The organism is Microcoleus sp. w2-18bC1 (assembly GCF_036700365.1).
Taxonomy (GTDB): Bacteria; Cyanobacteriota; Cyanobacteriia; order Cyanobacteriales; family Microcoleaceae; genus Microcoleus.
This window is the reverse complement of record NZ_JAUBOS010000047.1, coordinates 1-20,447: the sequence shown is the minus strand read 5'-3', so window position 1 is coordinate 20,447 and position 20,447 is coordinate 1. Positions and strand designations below refer to the sequence as shown.

Below are 20,447 nucleotides of genomic sequence, written 5' to 3'. Positions count from 1 at the left end.
CCCGAATTTACGCCTGTGGACAAGTAAGAGCCGACTCTCTTGGCAGAAGCAGGAATCAGACCCTCTAGAAAATACTTCTAGTTGAATGGTAAAGCTTAGATAAGTTTAGCCAAGTTTTGTATAGCAGTGTCAAAGTAAAACTTGATAGAGCAACCTCAATCAGGGTTATGTGGCTTCTGTGAGTTATTGCCTCAATCCCAAATGCCCGAATCCCTCCGATCCAGCCAACTCTGGCAAATCCGTGTGTATCCACTGCGGGTCTGAACTGTTGTTGCAAGGTCGATATCGGCTAGTCGCGCCTCTCGGAGGCGGTGGCTTTGGCCGAACATTTGAAGTGGACGACAACGGCGCCCGAAGAGTGCTTAAAGTCCTGCTCAAAGACCATCCCAAAGCTGTAGAACTTTTTAAGCAAGAAGCCGACGTATTGGTCAGGCTGAGACATCCAGGTATTCCTAAAGTCGATCGCGACGGTTATTTTACATTTACGCCAGCTCACAGCACAGAGTCTTTTCACTGTCTGGTGATGGAGAAAATTGCTGGGGCCAATTTGCAAGACTGGCTGAAACATCGGGGTCGCCCCATCAGTCAAGAACAAGCTCTGAATTGGCTCAAACAACTGTCGGAAATTTTAGACCAAGTTCACCGACTCAACTATTTTCATCGAGATATCAAGCCGCACAATATTATGTGCAAGCCCAACGGGCAGTTAGTGCTGATAGACTTCGGAACTGCTCGGGAAGTGTCGGGGACTTATTTCGCTAAGGTTGGCCAGGGGCAAAATGTGACCGGTATTGTTTCTCCTGGCTACACGCCGCCGGAACAAACTAATGGCAAGGCTGTTCCGCAGTCGGATTTTTTTGCTCTGGGGCGCACTTTTGTTTATTTGCTGACTGGGAAGCCGCCGACTGCGTTTCCAGAGAACCCGCGCACGGGCAGATTAATGTGGCGCAAAGGAGCTCCTCAAGTTTCCGACGCCGTGGCTAATGTGATCGATTACCTGATGGCGCCTTTTCCGGGCAATCGACCTCAAAGTCCCCAGATGGTTTTGCAGTGCTTGGAGGAAATTAATCTCGACGACGCAGAAACTCAGGTGCCGACTCAGTTGCCGACGACGGGGCAAACTAAAATTCGCGGAACTTCCGGGCCGTCTGGGGCGAAGAAGCAGAGTTCAATGAACCGCCTCAGACCTCTGAATTCGGGATTGAACAAGACCGATAAAGAAGTTTTTGATTGGAAAAAGAAGCTGCTGGCCGGCACGGCTGTTTTGATGCTGGGTATTGGCGCGTCTCAAATTTACGGTTCGCTGCGTTATGGGGTGTTCCCGGCAAACCCGGTGTGGCTGCTTTCTAGTTTACCTAGCAGTCAGTTTTTGCAAAGAAGTTTGGATAATAAAGGGAGTGTAAATGCGATCGCCCTGTCGCCTGACGGTCAAACTTTGGTGAGCGCAAGCTTTGGGACGATTAGAATTTGGAATCTGAGGACGGGACGCCTCCTGGTGCCGCCTCTCTATTCGGTGCATTCTAAAAAATCGGTCAAGACGTTGGCGGTGAGCCCGGACGGCTCGATTTTGGCCAGCGGGGGCGGCGATAATAATGTGATTCTCTGGGATTTGAAGACGGGGCGACGGATGCGGACGATTGCTGCTCACAAAGCCGCCGTCAACGCCATCGCTTTTAGCAGGGACGGTCAAACTCTCGCTAGCGGCAGCGATGACAAAACTGTTCGTTTGTGGAATGTCAAAACCGGCAGCAGGTTGCGGACTTTGAGCGGCCACGCCGGAGGAGTAAACGCGATCGCCTTGAGCAGGGACGGTAAAACTCTCGCTAGCGGCAGCCAGGACAAGACTGTGCGTTTGTGGAATCTCGATACCGGAGAAGTCAGAAGAATTATCACAGGTCACGGGGGCCCGGTTAATGCTGTGGCTTTTAGCCCGAACGGGCAAATTGTGGCTAGTGCTAGCAACGACAATACGATCCGTTTGTCGAACGTACAAGACGGGAAGCGCACCCGCACTTTTAAAGGGCATTCGAGCTGGGTGAGGACGATCGCCTTTAGCCCGGACAGCCGCACTTTGATCAGCGGGGGCGGAGATATTATAGTTTGGGATTTGAAGACGGGAAAAGAAAGAAGCACTCTTTCTGGTCACAGTCAGTTTGTGAGTTCTGTTGCTATTTCCTCCAAAGATAGCAAGACTTTTGTGAGCGGCAGTCCCGATCGCACTATTAAGATTTGGCGAATGCCATAGTCATACTATTTTAGATTTTAGATTTTAGATCTAAGAATTGGTAATGACTGCTTTTGTATAGGTTTGGAGTACGGGTCTACAGTTGCATTGTTTTTTTTTGCTGGCATCAGTAGTCATATCAATTTCGGTTGCATTAGAATGATTAAACCGCTCTTGACCCTCTCGGCGCAGAGGAATAGAACAGAGGGATGAATAATTCCGATGGTACCGGATTTAATATTATTCAAAACCCAGACCAATTACCCATTACCAATTCGTAATTTTCCAGTTTCACATAAATTGGGTATTATCCACAAATTCCGCGCCCGTTTTTCGCAAATTCATCCACAGTTTGCTGCGATAATTCATGAACTGTCATTGCTTGCAAAATGTCAAAAGGCAATGTCAAATGATGGGCGCCAGCTAACAAAGTTTTTACCGCTTCTTCCGGCGACTTAATGCTAGCTGCCAAAATCTCAGTATTACTTCTCTGCAACACATTGGCCATATCCCGCACTAAGGCAAAACCGTCTCCTAACAATCTGGTGGCGCGATTCACGTAGGCGATCGCATATTTGGCCCCCGCTTCTGCTGAGACAACTGCTTGTGATGCGTTGTAAATAGCTGTCACCGCGCAAGGAATTTCTGGTGACAAATGCGCTACTGCTTGAAAACCAGCCGCCGTTGCTGGAACTTTCAACACTGTTTGCTGTCCAATTAATTCAAAAGCCGCTTTTCCTTCTGCTACCATGCCATCAAAATCAGATGCAGTTAGCTGATAATACACTTCCCCCGGAATAAGTTTCGCCAGTTGTGTGAGCGTCACATCGGGAGCTAAATCGCTTTTTCCCAGGAGGGTTGGATTAGTAGTAATTCCCGAAAGCCAGCCGAACTTGCTCGCCTCTTTTGCTTCGGCTACAATTGCAGTATCGAGATATATTCCCATCAGCTCTACACCTTTATTTTCTTAGTTTATTCTGAGTTGTCCGATGTTTAGTTTCAATTTGATGTCACTGAGCGTCAAATTGATTGTTAGGTATTAACTGTAGCAGATTTGCAAAAACATCGCTAGTAAGTAAAAATAACAATTAAGTGATGGGTATCACCTCATTGGCTGATTACGATCGCCATGTAAGAAAACTTCGATCGCCAAATGCCGGAAACAAACAATTTATATTTGTAGTATGGGTTATGTATGCAATAACTCAAGGAGGTGACTCATAAAATGAGAGAAAAAGAAAATCATCAGTCACAAGTCAGTCTTGAGGAATCTTGTGACAAAGCGGAGTTGAAAAAAACCGCAGCCACTCAAGACTTACCAGAAAATGATAATTCTCAAACCGAGTCTAAAGCATTTGAAAATCACGGTGAAGATGGTTTGAAGGCTCTAGCACGGTTAATGATGGTGAGTCTAACTTGGTCGCTGGCAGGACTTTCTAAACCTAAGTAAATTTTTGGGATATTGGTTATATCGTTTCCGGTTGGATGGGAATGATCAAGTCAAGGTTGCACAATTCCACATTCCCCCACTCCCCACGAACCACTCTCCATCATAGAAAGTGTAACCGGAATTGATATTATTGGTTATTGGTAATCAAGACTGGTATTCTGCCAGAGTGCCATGAATCTTTAAGTTTTAATATCCAATTCCTAATCTCTCGCCTGTGCTTTTTATAGTACAGGCTTGCCCATTTCCCAATCGGATGGGACTCAATGCCTCATCCCTGGGCTTCGCCCAATTCCCCATATCAAACTTTTATTTATATCAACCGTTTTGGCGGTTGCTATAAATCCGCCCCAAAGACACAATATTGTTGTGTCCTGATCTGCTACTTAATATTTTCCGAACCTACTGCCTCAGAAATCGAATTAAATCCTTTTTTGTCCAACTTTTGCAGCAAACCTTGGAGAATCCGACGCACCATCCAAGGCCCTTCGTAAACCCAACCGGTGTAAACTTGAATTAAACTCGCACCGGCGGCTATTTTTTCCCAAGCATCTTCGGCGGTGAAAATGCCGCCAACTCCAATTATCGGCAATTCGCCTTTTGTATATTGCCAAATAAATCGGATTACTTCTGTCGATCGCTCCCGCACTGGAAGCCCGCTAATTCCCCCGGCTTCTTCGGCGATTGGTTTGCCTGTTTCTCGCAATATTTGTGTTTTCAATCCGTCGCGGCGAATCGTGGTATTTGTGGCGATAATTCCTGCTAGTTGGTAGGTTTTTGCTAAGTCGAGAATTGATACGATCGCCTCGGACTCCAAATCCGGCGCAATCTTGACTAAAATTGGCTTGGTTCCCTGATTTTCTTGTTGCAAAATTTCCAAAATTGTGCTAAGCCCAGCAGCATCTTGGAGCGATCGCAACCCCGGCGTATTCGGAGAGGAAACGTTCACTACAAAATAGTCGCCCCAATCTTTCAGCAGCTTAAAACTCTCCAAATAGTCGGCTGCTGCTTGCTCTAACGGTGTTACCTTAGATTTACCGAGATTGATGCCCAAGGGGAATGAGGACTGAGGCATGGGGCGCTGGGCATCAAATTTTGACTGTTTCTGTCCTGCCTGAAACCGGGCTGCCATTGCCGCGGCTCCTTGATTGTTAAATCCCATGCGGTTGAGGGCTGCACTGTCCTCCGTCAAGCGAAACAAGCGAGGTTGGGGGTTTCCCGGCTGTGGTTGACAAGTGACAGTGCCAAGTTCGGCAAAGCCAAAGCCAAAATTTGCCCAAATGTCAGCAGCTACGCCGTTTTTATCAAATCCGGCGGCCAAGCCGACAGGATTGTTAAAGCTCAGTCCCCACAAAGATTGTTCGAGGCGAGAATCTTGGACTCCCAAAGATTTCTGCAATCGCCAGAGCATTTGGCTGGTTGCGGGGTTTGACTGGGTTCTGGCTGCGAGTTCGAGAACTTGAAGAGTGCGGTTGTGCAGCCACTCGGCATCGGTTTTCAATATGGAAAACAACAACGGGCGTACACTTGATTGATAAATATCCAATGATTTGTACTGGGGCAATTTACAAATTAGAAATGAGAAGGAAAATAAAAATATTCACGAGCAGACAGTGAAGGTGAGGTTGTTACTTCAACTTCGATCGACTTTATCCAATGTTTGAGATTGAAGCATAAGTGAGACGATTATATTATAAGTTGACTCTTTGGCATTTTATTTTTTTGAATATTTAAGTTAGTAATTTTAAATTAGACAAGGTGCGGGGAAGCTTGGAAATGGGGCAGCAGCAAAGACCAAAGGATTTAGACGAACAAATCGCGACCCTAGAGCGCGTTCTCCAGACTCTCCGAGAAGAGGAGAATGTTGAAGTGTTACTTTCGACCACACTCGGTTACTTGCAAGCGGAATTTGACTGGGGGTTGATTTGGATCGGGTTGTATGATCGACAGGCCCACAGATTGTTCGGGAAAGGCGGCATAACTCCTAACGGCGACCAGTCTTTTCTCAAACAGCGGTTTGCTCTCAGTCCAGGGGATTTGCTCGAACAAGTGGTGATTCAGCTTCGGCCTGTGGGAGTCCCGGATTTGCGATCGGAAAGTAGAGCCGGAGAATGGCGCAAAGCAGCTCAAACTTTCAATATTCAAGGCACGACTCTGTTTCCGCTCCGCTACAAAGACCGCTGCTACGGCGTGATTTTGCTCGGCACTGAGGTATGGGGAGCGTCGCCCAAGTCGGGGGAAAAAACGCAGTTGGCGATCGTATTTGGAGCTCTGGCAACTGCTCTTTACCAAATAGAAAAAGACTGGCAGCGACAACAAGTTAAACACCCAGATGAGTCTCTTTTAGCGCTGATTTCGCAGTTGGGGGAATTGCGATCGCTCGACCAATACTTGCAAGCGGTTGTCGAACAAACTCATGAATTTACTGAGCCGACACGCACCAATGTTTATTGGTTCGAGCGAGAGCGGCGCTATTTTTGGCGCCGAGTCAGCAACCGCGAAGTTGCTCCGGGTTTGGGCGGGCCCGGCCGAGCGGCTTCGGGCATCACCGTTCAAGACTTGGGCGAATTTTATCAGGCTTTGGGCAGGGAAGAAATGGTTTGGATCGGTGAATCTCAAAGTTCTCTGAAAACTGAGCTGACGGGGCGGTTGATGCAGCAAATCCGGGCTCGCTCTCTGTTGGCTGCGCCGATTGTTTCAGAAGGGGAATTGTTGGGATTTTTGGCAGTCGAAGCCAGCGAACCCCGGATTTGGCAAGACAATGAAAAGCATTATCTGCGGGGGGTGGCGCAGTTAGTGGCTCTGACGGCTCCTGTGTCGGAGATGGAGGAGAAAATTCAACAAACTGAGATCGATCGAGATTTAACTGCCGGAATAGCTCACGCCATCTACAGCGATGCTGACTGGGAGGCGACTTTGAAAAATACCGCCGAACAGTTGTGCGATCGGCTCAAATGCGAATACTTTTTGCTGCTGCTGTACGGCGAAGAACAAAATCGCTTTGAAATTGTCTGCCAAAATCAGCCCCGCAATCGCAGGCCAGTGCCGTCGCCACTCAATGCCCTCGATGTGGCTGACGTGTGGCTGTTGCAAGAAAGCGAACCTCTGGCTATTGAAAATTGGGAGGAAGATGGGCGGTTGGGCGCTTGGCGGGATGTGTTGGGGGAGGCGGGGGTGCGATCGCTTTTGGCATCGAGCACGAGGGGGAAAAAGAAAGAGGGAGAAAACCCGAATCTAAAATCTAAAATCGCTAATCGAAAATCGATCGAGGGTTTGCTGGTTGTCGGGCACAGTGCCACTCGCACTTGGAGGCGATCTGAACAAGAATTAGTTCGGCTAGTAAGCCAACAACTCGGATTGATCCTGCATTCGTGGCAGCAGAGTTCGGCAATTGACAAATATCAGCAATTTGAGCGATCGCTCAAATCGGGTTTGGCGGTTTTGCACCATTCTCCTGATGAGCAATCTGAGCAAGAGATATCTGCTGCTTCACCGACGATGTTCCCAGAGTTGCCGCTACAAAAGCTCGATCGTAACTTTGCTCAACACGTTTCCCAAACACTTTCCTGTCCTTTAGTAGCCGTAATTACTTGGAATCCCGGTGAGGAGGAAGGTTCAATTGCGACGGCGCTAGCTGCCAACCCCGTATTTGCGCTCAATCCCGAGGCGGTGATTCCTGTCAAAACAGATGCCTTGATCCAACAAACGCTGGCTGCTAGCGGGGTGCTGCAACAGAGCACGAGCCAACTGCAACTGGCGACGAAGCGGTGGCTCCGCAGTCCGGGAATTGGCGAGATTCTGACGGTGGCACTGCGGACGGCCCCAGAACACGCTCCGGCGGGCATTGTGGTGGCAGCAGACGCTCCGGGCCGCCAGTGGTCGGAGTTGTCGGTGAGTTTACTCAGCTCGATGGCGTCTCAGTTGGCTTGGTGGCGCAGGTATTTGGCGGTGCAATCGATCCAGGAGTCGCAGCGATTGGATCTGGAGTTGCTCAACTGGTACAAACAGCGCCGTTTTGAGGACTTTTACCGCACTGTGGGAGCGGGGGTGAAGGAGTTGGGGGAGTTGAGTCAGTCGATTTTGCAGTCGGCGAAGGAACAAAAGGATGCTCTGAAAACTTTGCGCTACCAACAGGTTTTGCGACACATTGGCAATGCTGTGGGGTCAACTCATTTGCTGCTGAAACAGGAACAGTGGCGGCTGCAATTCGGACAAGATGCGGTGCCTGTGAGCGCTTGGCTGAGGCGATCGCTCGATCGAACGGCCCCCATGGTCAAACAGTCTCAAGTCTTGCTGGAAGTGCACAGAGAAACTGCTGTGTCGATGCCTGCGGGTCAGACTTTGAGCGTTCGCGGGGACAGCATCAAGCTGGATTTGATCCTGTGCGAATTGCTGGCGACGGCTTGCAGGCGCTCTGCTGTTGGCGCCAAGATTGAGATTCGCTCTCAGTTGTTGGGGGAAGATTTGTTAGAATTGTCTGTGATCGATAGCGGCGCGTGCGATCGACACTTCATTGCAGCTTTCAACGGGGATTCCGAACCCGATATATTAGCGGTTTCTAATTCCCATAGGTCGATCGTGCAAAATCTTTTAATTTGTCAGCGAGCAGTACGCTTAATGGGGGGAAACTTTTCTTTAGAAATCTTAGAAAACAATTTAATTGTGGCTCGTTTAGTGCTGCCCCTAGCCAATTCTTAAAATTCTGTAGCCGCGAGTTCACCCCTACCTGTAATTCACATACTATAACCATCGTAAATCATTTGTGAATTTCTTACTCCCTCCCCTTGATAAGGGGAGGGTTGCGGTGGGGTCAAAAATTTCCGACTCCTGCAAGGATTGCTATAACATCCAAGGTATTAAAAACCTTTTCCCTAAACCGATGAAGTAGCAGTTTCCGCCGCATCAGAACTTGGGAAAAACCTTTGAGTAATCCAAGCAGTTACAATATGAGAAAGCAATCCCATCGGTCCCGCAAAAAAACACAAAGCCAAAGAGTGAACCGTCCAAACTCCTGTCCGCTGTCCTTCCAAATAAATCCAGCGCCCGACAAATAAGTCCATCACTAAAAAATGTATCCATCCCGTAGCCGCCGCCGTTTCTTCCCCCAGAAACTTAGCAATATCTGCTAACTTAGGATTGGATAAAGCAGCCGCATTTTCCGCAGTCAGACTGCTACCAAACAAATATATGTACAAAACAGCGAGCATCGCAAACGGAATAAAGGAATTCATCACTTTTCTGGTAATTCCCCAGTTGGGTAATAAAATCATAATTGCCCAGAAAGGCACAACGAACAGATTACCGAAATTAAAAATTAGTTCTGGTGTCATAGTTGGCTCTTGGCTCCTGCGAATGCAATGCAATTAAGGATGTTAAGATTACTTTACACAATTTTTGCGGAAATTTCTCAAAATCCGAAAAAAATCTCATTCACAAATGAAATAGAATTGCTATACTTATCTAAAATTTCAAATCTCGCATCTAAAATCGATTAAGGCAGCACAGCCCATGACAAATTATAATAACTTTGCCGAGTGGTGCAAGCACAAAGAAAATATCTCTCCCGGCGCCAAAGATACGGTAGAAATACTGTTGCAAATATCAGATAGTTCAGATTGCGATCGAGCTAACGAACTGCTTTCTAATACAACAGAACTTAACCTCAAAAATCTTCAACTTACCGATATCAGTCCCCTCTCATCTTTCACTCAACTTACTAATCTCATCCTCGGTAGTAATCAAATATCTGACATCGCTCCCCTGCAAGCTTTAACTAACCTGAAAACTCTGGTTATAGATGTCAATCAAATATCAGATATCAGCCCGCTTTCATATCTAATAAATCTGACTCAACTCGTTCTCGATACCAATCAAATCTCAGATATCAGTCCCCTAGCAGGTCTAACTAATATTACCGCACTTGTCTTGTTTGACAACAAAATTTCCGACATCACTCCGGTGAAAAATTTAACTAACTTAAATGCGCTGATTCTCTACAAAAATCAAATCTCCGATCTCGCTCCTCTGGCAAATTTAACTGAACTCCAGACACTCTACCTTTACAATAATAAAATATCGGATATCACCCCGCTGGCTTCCTTGAAAAATCTCAAAACGCTGTTTCTCTTCGGAAATGAAATATCTGACCTTACTCCGCTGGAATCTCTAACAAACTTAAATAAATTGGTTTTATTCCAAAATCAAATATCCGATATTAGTCCTTTGAAATCGCTCACTAATTTAATTGAACTAAACCTGGGTAACAATCAAATATCAGATATCAGTCCGTTGAAATCGTTAACTAATTTGACTGAACTTTATTTGTTCAACAATCCGATTTCGGATAGCAGCGCGCTACAAGCTTTAAATAATTTATTTTTACTAGACTTGTACAACAATCAAATCTCTGATATCAGTTCCCTGCAATCTTTGCAAAAGTTAACTACGCTGGACTTGCGCGGGAATCCCATTGTTAATAAAATTTGTCCTGTCAATCCTGAATCTATATGTAGGTTTTAATTAATTATTAAGGTCGAGGCAAGATTGCGGTTTATAGAGTATAATGTCAAAGGTCAATATCAGGAGAAAGTGATGAGCGGACACGATGCTTTAATGTTAGGATTGCTACTGTTGCCAGGTTTGGCTTTATCGATCGCAATTATGGGCGCTTTTGCCGCTGGTGGATAATCAGTTTTGGCAGCAGGCAGATTTTGTAAAAAGTAGTCTTTTCCTCGTGCCCTGGCTCTGGCTGGGAACGCATTTCACTATTGCTTTGCCTCCTGTTTTTTTGCCAGCGAGGCAGAGCCTCTGGATCTCGGTTCGCCGCCAGAGGCAGGGAACCACTTAATTTCCCTTCTTCCTTCTTCCTTTTTCCTTCTCCCTTCTTCCTTCTTCCTTCTTCCTTCTTCCTGACATCCGTTACATCCGTTACATCCGTTACATAATCCGTTGCCGAACTTCCTTTGCTTACAAAAATTGTGCTGTAACATTGGAATTTACCAAAGTATTCGCGCACAAAATACCCGATGCTGCGACGGCGGGCACGCCAATTCCGGGCATGGTGCTGTCTCCCACGCGATACAAGCCTTTGACTGGTGTTTGCGGGCCGGGAAATGTGCCTTTTCCGGCGGCAATTGCAGGCCCGTAAGTTCCTTGATATCGGCGCAAAAATCGGGCGTGGGTTAGCGGTGTGCCGATCGACTCTAAGACTATCCGCGATCGCAAATCCGGTATAATTTTTTCTAAAGCTTGAAACAGAGATTGCGATCGCTCTTGCTTTTTCTGCTGATACAATTCGCCATATTCCCAACCTTCGTAAGGTTCCAATGTATAAGCGTGAATGGCGTGATGTCCGGGCGGCGCGAGAGTTGCATCCCACACTGTAGGAATCGAAATCATGCAAGTATTTCCGGGCACTGTAATGTCAATTTTGCTGTCGTGAACGACGACGTGGTGACCGGTCAAACCTTCGAGTCCTTCGGCTTTAATTCCTAAATGCAGGTGCATGAAACTGTCTACGGCGGGCATCGATAAAGCGTTTTTTCGGTAGCTTTCCGGCAAATCTTCAGGCCGCAGTAATTTTGTATAAGTATCCCAGATTGTGGCATTTGAAATAACAATTGGGGCGCGGATAACTTCGCCATTTTTCAAGCGAACACCGGTGGTTTTGCCCGCTTCAACTAATATTTGCTCGACGGGAGCTCCCAAGCGCAATTTTCCTCCCCAGCGCTGCAAACCTCTGACTAAAGCATCGACGATCGCACCGCTGCCTCCAACAGGATATTCGATCGCACAGCGCGATCGTTCGCCAATCATAAAAGCTATTTCCGGGGCGACAGTTCCGTGCGCTTTCAAACCCGACAGCAAAAAGCACTCCAAATCTATCAAACGCCGCACCCAAGGGTCACGCACGTCCCGATCCATCAAGGAACCTGCTGAACCAGCGATCGCACCTACTAGCGGCAACAGCTTCAGCAAAGCAGGCGAGTACCGAGACAGCAAAACAGGTATTAACTGCCAGTCGGATCTCAGCGCTAAAGCCGGAATTCCACGCAAAGCTTCATACAAAAGTAATAAATTTTGTTGAAATTGCTGTAATTCTACAGCACCTTGCGGTGCGAACTTAGCTACAGCATCTAAGTAACTTCTCGCATTAGCATAAATCGGTAAACTTCCCTCTGGAAAATGGTAATGCCCCAGCGGATCGTAGGAAATTGCTGCGATCGATTCCTCCAAAACATCAAAAACTTGCCGCAAAGGATTAAACGACCGGGGGTCAGTCAAACCGCAATAAAAAGAAGGCCCCGAATCAAAGTGAAATCCCCGGCGGGAAAAGCTGTGAGCCGCCCCGCCCGCTATGATGTGGCTCTCGCAGACGAGTACCCGCTTGCCGTAGCGAGCTAGCATTGAGCCAGCGACTAAGCCCCCAATACCGCTGCCAATTACGATCGCATCAAAGTCTTGCATTTATCAAATGTGGTATAATTGTATTATTTCTTGCTGAGTGTTGACAGGGTATTTTTATGGGAGGAAAACTATGAAAGCTTTATCTATTTTAGATGAAGTTGTTCGCGAATTAGAACAAGACGTGAATCTTTCGCGCATTAAAAAAATAATATTTTTTGCTTGTAGAGACTTCTGGGAAAACGACCCTGCCCAACTCACCAGCGCAGATGTAAGGATATTAATCGAAGAACTGTGCGCCAAATACAGCAGGTTAGAAGATATTGAAGCTGTTTTAAATAGTATAGTCTCTAAGGTTAATAAAAAAACCGAATATGCTTTAGTAACAGATCTTATAGTCTGTCAACTTAGCAGGCTGTATGAATTTGAAGACTTCACTAAATTAGAAATAAACATATCTAGTTTTGGCGGTCAGGAAGCTCCCGCATTTGAAGAGCACTTTAGTTCGGAAGTACCCAGCAGCGAAGAAAGGGGCAGAAACCCCGGCAGTTTATTTGATGTCAGACAAAAAATTTTGCAACAAACAAATCCGCTGAGGGCGAAAATCCTAATTTTTTCTACTCTTTATCACCAGTTTACTTTTAGCGATCGCGACTGGCTACTGCTGAAAACTCAAGAACTTGACACTCTGCTGCGACAACTGTTTAATGTCTGTGGTAGCCTAGCTGAACTGGAATCTCAGTTGTACAGAACTGCTAGCAATCTCGACAACAGGGATGAAAACGACCAAGCTGCGAGCGTAATCATCAAAGCGATGAATCCTTGTTACGCAAAAATGCAACAGGAAGAATCCTATGAAGCTGAATCTTCGGGTAGTGAAGATTACGATCAGACACATTTAAACAACAGTGTTTATGAAGAGATCGAGCTGGTGGACAAACGCAGCGATTATTTTGATCCAGGCGAGATTACTCACATCCTTCAAGCTGCTCCACCTCATTATCATTATGACCCTCAAAAGAGTTACTTAGTGCCTGACACGGCAGAAAATCTACCGTTTAAAGAACCCGAAACCAGCAATAATTATGCTACCGAGTTCAGACAGGAAATCGTAGAAACATTCCCAGTTGCAGAAATGCCGACTATTATCGAAATTTTAGAACCTGCGGCTCCTGTTATTATAAATATTAGCGATTCCATTAAACGAAAATTGGAATTGGAAGAAGAAATGACAGGATTAGTCAGTCAAAGTGCTAACTCCGCAACGGCGCAAATAGAAAATATATTTACCCAGTTAGAAGCTGCTTTGAACAGAAAATTTTCTACGGCAAGTGTAGAGGAGCGTTTGTACTGGAAATATAAAAATCTCAGAGAGTATGTAGCCAAAGTTCAGAAGTTTACAGATAAATTGCTGGAAATTTTGATTGAACTGGAGTCAAAAGAAAGCGGAAAATATCCTTCTGAAATACCAGAAAACATGGCAGACAATATTTCCGAAATACCGCCGGAAAACTCTAGCCATAAAGCAAATCAGTATCAGCTTCTGGAAATGGCAAAGCAAGGCAAACCAAAGGCGATCGCCCAATTGATTAATCAATTACTACAGCCTAAAGGAATTGCTGCTACAGCGGGATTTAAAGATGGTTGGCTCCATGTAATTCTGGAGTCTGCTGAAGTACCAAACCAACAGGCTACAGCTACATACATTCACAAAAAACTCTGTACTTTAAAATCACAATATCTTACTCATGTGAAAATTCACGGGCGACAGTTAGGCAGCAAAACAGTTTTTTGGACTCAAGAATTTGTCCATCAAACTCATTAAATGCCCCGACTCAAGTCTGAGGATACACAAACTAACTCGGCCTGCGTCAACTGAAATTCAAGAAATTTCATCAATTTTCTCAGACTTAAGTCTGGCGCTACAAAAATTAAGTCCACCTGCGCGAACAGAAACTTAAGCAGTCTAGAAATAGCAGATTCTACCTAATTCACAACAAAAACAAATATGAATGCCAGCGAAATTTTAAGGCGATATACATCAGGAGAACTAGATTTTCAAGGTATGAATCTCAGAGGAGTATACCTGAGCGGTGCCGATTTAATTGGCGTTAATTTAAGCAGTGCTGACCTCTGGGGTGCAAACTTAGCGATGTCGTACCTGAGCAGAATTAACCTTCAGCGCGCAAATTTAACTAATGCAAAGTTGTGCGGTGCTAACTTAAATCAAGCAAACTTGAGCGGAGCCAATTTATCCGATGCAGACTTCCACGGAGCGACTTTGCAAGGTGCCGACTTTCGCAGAGCCAATATCTCTTTGGCAGTTTTTATCGATGCAAATTTGAGCGATGCAGATATGCGAGGTGTCAATTTGCAAGGTGCAGATTTGCGCGGTGCGTGCTTGCGGGGTGCAAATTTGCGGAAGGAGCCGCGGATTTTTGAGGGTGCAAATTTGCGGGGTACAAATTTGCAAGGTGCAGATTTGCGGGGCGTCAATTTGCAAGGTGCAGATTTGACTAAAGCTAATCTCAGTCACGCGAATTTGACAGAAGCATCTCTGGGGGAAGCAAATCTGACTCAGGCAAATTTGAGCGAAGCGATTTTAGATGGCGTATTTTTGACTGAAGCAACTTTGGTAGAAACAAATTTTTCCTGGGCTGTAATGGCAAATGCTAAGTTGGAAAGAGCTGTGTTAATTGATGCTGAATTGGCTGGCGCTAACTTGCGGGGTGCATTTATGACTGATGTTAAGTTGAGCAATGCTAATTTAATTATGGCTGACTTGAGTCGAGCTAATTTGGTGCGGGCTGATTTGAGTCGAGCTAATTTTAATCAGGCAAATTTGAGTGAAGCTAATCTGACTGATGCTTATCTGGCTAGAACAGATTTGCGGGAGGCAATTTTGCACCGCACAACTTTGATTAGGGCAGATTTGAGCACTGCTAATTTATCAGGTGCTCAGTGGCGCGGTACAATTATGCCGAATGGAGAAATGCACGGGTAATTACTTCTACTAGCAATTTAACGCTCTCGGCCAAATAGTTAATTTAATAGTGAAGAAGATTTCCTGTAAGTAAAAAAATAGGACAAGGCTGTGTTAAATCCAGGAACAATTTTACAAGAACGTTATCAACTGCAACAGCGTTTAGGACGCACAGCGGCCGGTCATCAAACTTGGCTAACAGTAGATTTAGAGTCTCAAGAACAGGTGACACTGAAAATGTTAGCTTTTAGCCCGGAAATGCAGTGGGAAGAGCTCAAGCTTTTTGAAAGAGAAGCACAAGTTTTGCAGGCCCTAAATCATCCCCGCATTCCTTGCTATCGAGATTATTTTTCCCTGGAGCGGGAAGCCGGATCAGGATTGCCTTGGTTTGGGTTAGTGCAAGATTATATTCCGGGATTTTCACTTCAGGAATTGTTAGAAAAAGGCAAGAAATTTCCAGAAAAACAAGTACGAAAAATTGCCAGTGAAGTGCTGGAAATTTTAATTTATTTGCATGAATTAAGCCCCCCAGTTTTGCACCGAGATATTAAGCCTAGTAATTTAATTTTGGGGGAAGATCAGCACGTTTATCTAGTAGATTTTGGTGCGGTACAAGCTCAAGCGGCGGTGACAGGCGTAACGTTTACAGTGGTAGGAACGAGTGGCTATGCACCCTTAGAACAGTTTTGGGGGCGGGCGGTGGTGGCTTCGGATTTGTATGCTTTGGGAGCTACTTTAATTCATTTGTTAACGGGGATGACTCCTGCGGATTTACCACAGAAAGATTCTCGGATTCAGTTTAGCGATCGCGTGAGTGTGAATCCCAGTTTGGTAAGCTGGATTGAGAAGATGACGGAAATCGCCTTAGAAAAGCGTTTCAGCAAGGCTAGAGACGCTTTAGCAGCTTTGAAATCGGGCAACATACAAGGGGCTAATCTTCAAATTCCGACTGTTTGGAAAATTGCTAAACCACCTCACAGTCGCATTCAATTTAGCAAATCAGCGACGGAGTTAAACATTAAAATTCCGTCTACTTTAGTCAGAAAGCCTTTTTTCTGTGCTTTTTTAATAGGAATATTAATTATACTGTTATGGAGGCCAATTACCTTAGTATTTGGGGAACCAAATTTTTATACTGGATTAGGATTGTTTACGATTATAGCAAGTACAAGTATCTTACTTAAGATTGTGGGCAATGGTAATAAAATTACATTTAACCGGAACTCCTTTAAACTAGAACATCAGATATTTGGTTGGAGTTATTTAGGACAAAGAGGGGAATTTTCTGAGATTTTGGGTGCTTTTATATACAATACTTCTTTTTTTGGGGGTAATCAAATCAGAATCCGTTCAGGCAACTATACAGGAACTTACTTTTATGTCTTAGGGAACCATTTGAAAGAGGTTGAGGCAGCTTGGTTAGCGCAAGAAATTCAAGATTGGTTAAATTTAAGATAAATTTTTGTAGGGCGAAGCCTTGGTGATTAATTTTTTTTGTATAATAGATATCCCCCAACTAAAAATGGGTGACGCACTCACTTATAGGGCGTCTAAAATACAGCAGATTTCAGGTTCATTAAGTACAGTAGCAACAGCTTGTAAACCACAGACTGCTTGATTTAAAAAATGATGCTATTTTAAAAGAGTTATGTCAAGGCTTTCAAAAAAAGACCCGAATGAAAGTCAGTATATCTTATTACCCGATCGCCCAAAAAACATTGAATTTTAATTCAAATTTATCCCTTCACAGGCAAAACGATCGCAAACTCAGTGCCAACTTCAGGCTCGCCATTCACCTCGATGCTTCCGCCATGTTTCTCTACCGCAATCTGGTGGACAATTGTCAACCCCAATCCAGTTCCTTTGCCGACACCTTTCGTCGTGAACAAATGGTCGAATATCTGCTGTTTAATTTCCTCTTTGATCCCAGTGCCGTTATCAGCAATTTTAATTTTAATGTACCCTTCGCCGACTATATCCGTGCAAATCGTGATGCGGTTGGGATTGGCGGTAATTTCGCTAAAAGTGCGTCCTATATTTGACTCTTCTAAGGCATCGATCGCATTGGCAAGCAGGTTCATGAAAACTTGATTCAATTGACCGGGAAAACATTCGATTTTAGGGAGATTGCCGTATTTAGTTATCACTTCGATCTGCGGCCGGTGTTCGTTTGCTTTGAGACGGTGTTTCAAAATTAAAATAGCGCTATCAATGCCTTCGTGAATATTAAAAGGAACTTTGTAGTCTTTGTCACCTCTGGAGAAGGTACGCAAACTGTTGCTGATACTGCAAATGCGCTCGCACCCAAGTTGCATTGAGTCAATCATTTTCGGTAAATCTTCCAAAAGATAATCGAGGTCTATCTCTTCGGCGTGGTCGGCTATTTCCGATTGCGATGCACCGGAGCGATACAATTCTAAGTGTTCTATAACATCTTCCAAACTTCTTTTACCTTCGATTAAATTGCCAGAAATAAACCCAATCGGATTGTTGATTTCGTGGGCGACTCCGGCGACCAAATTACCCAAGGCAGACATTTTCTCACTTTGCACGATTTGCAGTTGTGCTTGTTGTAAATTTTTTAAAGTTCGTTCTAGCTGTTGGTTTTGCTCTTGCAAAAGTTCTGCTGCTTGCTTGCGATCGGTGGCATCAACACCCAAACCAATAATCCCGATCGTCTCGCCCTGGGAATTTTTTAACTGCACTTTCGTGATTTCTAAATCGTGTAGTTTGCCGTCCACAAGTCTGAGAATTTCGCTGGAGTAATGCGGCAAATCTTGAGCAAGGCAGGCGGCATCTGAAACCAGACAGCCCGCTGCATTCTCCCCTAGTATATCTTTATAATGATCGACAGCTAGGAAATCGCTCAGGGGAACGCCCACATCTTGAGAAAATGTCTTGTTCAAAAACTGTACTTTACCACTGGGATTAACCATCCAAATCCAAATCGGAGCGACATCAAGAATCGCTTGGAGCATTTTTTTCTGATCGGCAAGCTGAGCTTCGGTTCGGCTAATTGTTACTAGCGATCGCTCTAATTGTTGGTTATAATCCTGATATTTTTTATAGAGAAGAGCATTTTGCAAACAGATGGCTGCCTGGGAAGAAAGAAGATTGAGAAGTTGCAGGCGATCGCGGGTAAAAACTCTTGCGGTTAAGCGATTTTCCAGATACAAAATGCCGACTAAGCTGCCTTGATCGAGAATCGGCCAACACAGCAGGCTCTGCGGTTGGTATTTGAGGATGTAGGAGTCGGAATCCCAATCACTTTGTTGAGCGAGATCCCGAACAATCACAGGTTTCAATAAATTTTTAACGCAGTCAACAATTTTAAGGGGCAAGATATCGCTGTTTTCATCGAGTTTTGCGGATGATAAGTCGATCGCCCACTCGACTCCCGAATTGTCGAGCGTGCTGGTAGCCGCGATTTCCCATTGATTGCCGTTTGGCAAAATCAGCGCTCCTTTGTCAGCTCCTGTATTTTTCATCGCCAGTTGCATCAGTTTGGCAATCAGTCGATCGAGTTCTCTTTCACTAGAGAGCGCTTGACAAGCTTTTAGCAGTGTTGAAAAATTCCCGAAATCTGAGACACTCGCCGAAACAGACGGATGAATGGATGGATGAATGGATGGATGAAGCGATGGATTTTGCCCCGCAGGTGTTGGAAAATTTGCTAATGGATTTGCAGGGAGTTTGGCTGGTTCTAAAATCGGTTTTAATAATTGAGGATAACGTTTTTCTAAGTCGTCTATTTTTGCTCTATCTCCCCAGCGGACATAGCAATCATAGGCATCTATCATGTAGAGTCTGGCAATTTTTTCCCTTCCTAATGACAGGTAAAATTTAGCAGCGAGTTCGCAGGCAAGAGCTTCTTCATTGACATATTCGTTAGCTTTAGCTCCGGTAATAGCTCGATCATACAGTTCCATTGCTTCTGCTGTCTGTCCCAAAACGCCCAGCAATTCTGCCTCAAGCAGATCGAACTTGTGTTGGTAATTTATCGGCGTATGATGCGCGAATTCTTTGAGTTTTTTCTGACTAGCCCCAACGCGCTTCAGGATTTGTTGGCGCTCCGCCGGTGCGGCATCTGCATAGATTGCCAAATGTGCCAGTGCATCATAAAAGTCGTGCATCATCGTTACTAGCATCAAAACACAATTCCCAAGATAAGGTTTGCCTCCATTTTGCCTGTCGATTGGCTGCGGATTACGGCTCGAATATATCCCGAATCCCTGGCCTCTGTTTGCTAAAATTTATACACCTCAATCTAGCAGGTAACAGGTAAAATCAATTGAAAGATTGGAATGTTTAATGTATTTGTAAATAATCGGTCTGCGTTCGAGTTCGTCGAGAATGTCTGTTCGGGTGAGGACTATTTCTACCGATGCAATTAACGGTCGCTAATGCAACTTTTTGGGATTGTGGCAGCACCACCTCCCGCAAATCCTCCGCCACAATGACGTAGGTTTGAGAATTTTAGCTGCCAATTGTTGGTCTTTCTCACGCCTGCACCGATCGATAGCCGATCGAGAATCTGTGTAAGATTGCGCGATTTCGCGATCGAGCGATACCCCGGTATTACGCTAGTCAAATATACTGCATTTATTATTGTGTCCATATTGGCTGACCTCAACCCAGACATTAACTTGACAAAACTTAGTCTATCTATCTTAGGGCATAAACAGCATAATTTTCGAGCTGTCGATCAAAAAATCAAATTATCTATTAAAGAACAATATTTTATACTTGGGCGATCGCGATTAAAGCTTTTTACTTACGTATAAGTTTCTACTGTTAATCTCAAATGCGATTCAATGAACGCGAAATACCGTATAAACACTGCCTTATCATGTCTTCAAACATACAATTGCTAATTAATTAGGGCTTGCTGAATATATCGCCCGCGTGTTACGTGGCCTGGGTTATTTGATCGCGCGCTCAATAGTAAAGTGCAAGATAAACAGGTAGAATAGGTCAAAAGCCCTGCATCACCACCTGCGATCGTGTACAGAAAAGCTGAGCTTGCTCCCCTCCCAGCCTTAGACTTTGAACTAGCCAACGGGTCTAAATTGTCAGCGGACAACCGTTGGGTAAAAATGGCCAAAATAATCCCGTGGTCTGAATTTGAATCAGAATATGCGGCCAATTTCCCCACAGCGCATGGTGCACCAGCCAAATCGTTTAGGATGGCATTGGGGGCATTAATTATTAAAGAAAAATTAGGAATTAGCGATCGCGAAACAGTAGAACAGATCCGGGAAAACCCCTATCTACAATACTTCATCGGTCAATCAAGCTACAGCAATGAACTCGCATTTGACCCATCTTTATTAGTACACTTTCGCCAAAGAATTAGTCCCAACCTAATTAATAAAGTGAACGAACGCATG

The 20,447-nt window shown here is 45.0% G+C and carries 15 protein-coding genes; 8 read left to right on the top strand and 7 right to left on the bottom strand.

The window, feature by feature from the left end:
• Positions 1-169: 169 nt before the first annotated feature.
• Positions 170-2,245 carry a serine/threonine-protein kinase gene (locus QT979_RS20715; RefSeq protein ID WP_333214136.1) on the top strand — a complete coding sequence of 692 codons (2,076 nt, stop codon included), beginning with the start codon at positions 170-172 and terminating at the stop codon, positions 2,243-2,245.
• Positions 2,246-2,531: 286 nt separating this feature from the next.
• Here QT979_RS20715 and QT979_RS20710 read toward each other — a convergent pair whose 3' ends face one another.
• On the bottom strand, positions 2,532-3,170 hold the full coding sequence (locus tag QT979_RS20710) for a transaldolase family protein (RefSeq protein ID WP_333214134.1): 639 nt from the start codon (positions 3,168-3,170) through the stop codon (positions 2,532-2,534).
• A 279-nt stretch (positions 3,171-3,449) separates the two neighbouring features.
• Here QT979_RS20710 and QT979_RS20705 point away from each other — a divergent pair, with 279 nt between their 5' ends.
• Positions 3,450-3,674: a hypothetical protein gene (locus QT979_RS20705; RefSeq protein ID WP_333214133.1), complete on the top strand. Its 225-nt coding sequence runs from the start codon at positions 3,450-3,452 to the stop codon at positions 3,672-3,674.
• A gap of 379 nt (positions 3,675-4,053) precedes the next feature.
• Here the strand turns inward: QT979_RS20705 and QT979_RS20700 are convergent, their stop codons facing one another.
• Complete coding sequence (locus QT979_RS20700; protein ID WP_333214131.1) at positions 4,054-5,217, bottom strand: quinone-dependent dihydroorotate dehydrogenase; 1,164 nt, start codon at positions 5,215-5,217, stop codon at positions 4,054-4,056.
• Positions 5,218-5,429: 212 nt separating this feature from the next.
• Here QT979_RS20700 and QT979_RS20695 point away from each other — a divergent pair, with 212 nt between their 5' ends.
• Complete coding sequence (locus QT979_RS20695; protein WP_333311546.1) at positions 5,430-8,369, top strand: GAF domain-containing protein; 2,940 nt, start codon at positions 5,430-5,432, stop codon at positions 8,367-8,369.
• 173 nt (positions 8,370-8,542) lie between these two features.
• Here QT979_RS20695 and QT979_RS20690 read toward each other — a convergent pair whose 3' ends face one another.
• Complete coding sequence (locus tag QT979_RS20690; RefSeq protein ID WP_333311545.1) at positions 8,543-9,001, bottom strand: ABA4-like family protein; 459 nt, start codon at positions 8,999-9,001, stop codon at positions 8,543-8,545.
• 178 nt (positions 9,002-9,179) lie between these two features.
• Between QT979_RS20690 and QT979_RS20685 the strand changes: the two genes are divergently transcribed.
• On the top strand, positions 9,180-10,190 hold the full coding sequence (locus QT979_RS20685) for a leucine-rich repeat domain-containing protein (protein WP_333311544.1): 1,011 nt from the start codon (positions 9,180-9,182) through the stop codon (positions 10,188-10,190).
• Positions 10,191-10,329: 139 nt separating this feature from the next.
• On the opposite strand, the gene QT979_RS20680 is transcribed toward QT979_RS20685, so the two are convergent.
• Positions 10,330-10,686 (bottom strand): hypothetical protein, encoded by a 357-nt coding sequence (locus QT979_RS20680; RefSeq protein ID WP_333311543.1) that lies wholly within the window; start codon positions 10,684-10,686, stop codon positions 10,330-10,332.
• Positions 10,638-12,137, bottom strand: coding sequence for an NAD(P)/FAD-dependent oxidoreductase (locus tag QT979_RS20675; RefSeq protein ID WP_333214121.1), 1,500 nt, complete (start codon positions 12,135-12,137; stop codon positions 10,638-10,640). Before QT979_RS20675 ends, QT979_RS20680 begins: the two co-directional genes overlap by 49 nt.
• A 70-nt stretch (positions 12,138-12,207) precedes the next feature.
• Here QT979_RS20675 and QT979_RS20670 point away from each other — a divergent pair, with 70 nt between their 5' ends.
• The 3 genes from QT979_RS20670 (at position 12,208) to QT979_RS20660 (ending at position 16,515) form a co-directional block, all read left to right on the top strand.
• Positions 12,208-13,899: a hypothetical protein gene (locus QT979_RS20670; RefSeq protein ID WP_333311542.1), complete on the top strand. Its 1,692-nt coding sequence runs from the start codon at positions 12,208-12,210 to the stop codon at positions 13,897-13,899.
• A 183-nt stretch (positions 13,900-14,082) separates the two neighbouring features.
• On the top strand, positions 14,083-15,078 hold the full coding sequence (locus QT979_RS20665; protein WP_333214117.1) for a pentapeptide repeat-containing protein: 996 nt from the start codon (positions 14,083-14,085) through the stop codon (positions 15,076-15,078).
• A 90-nt stretch (positions 15,079-15,168) separates the two neighbouring features.
• Positions 15,169-16,515 (top strand): serine/threonine-protein kinase, encoded by a 1,347-nt coding sequence (locus tag QT979_RS20660; RefSeq protein ID WP_333311541.1) that lies wholly within the window; start codon positions 15,169-15,171, stop codon positions 16,513-16,515.
• A gap of 278 nt (positions 16,516-16,793) precedes the next feature.
• Here QT979_RS20660 and QT979_RS20655 read toward each other — a convergent pair whose 3' ends face one another.
• Positions 16,794-19,205 carry an ATP-binding protein gene (locus QT979_RS20655; RefSeq protein WP_333311563.1) on the bottom strand — a complete coding sequence of 804 codons (2,412 nt, stop codon included), beginning with the start codon at positions 19,203-19,205 and terminating at the stop codon, positions 16,794-16,796.
• A gap of 242 nt (positions 19,206-19,447) precedes the next feature.
• Positions 19,448-19,675: a hypothetical protein gene (locus QT979_RS20650; protein WP_333215592.1), complete on the bottom strand. Its 228-nt coding sequence runs from the start codon at positions 19,673-19,675 to the stop codon at positions 19,448-19,450.
• Between the two features lie 385 nt (positions 19,676-20,060).
• Here QT979_RS20650 and QT979_RS20645 point away from each other — a divergent pair.
• Positions 20,061-20,447: transposase (locus tag QT979_RS20645; protein ID WP_333311540.1), on the top strand; the 387-nt coding region annotated here is incomplete at its 3' end.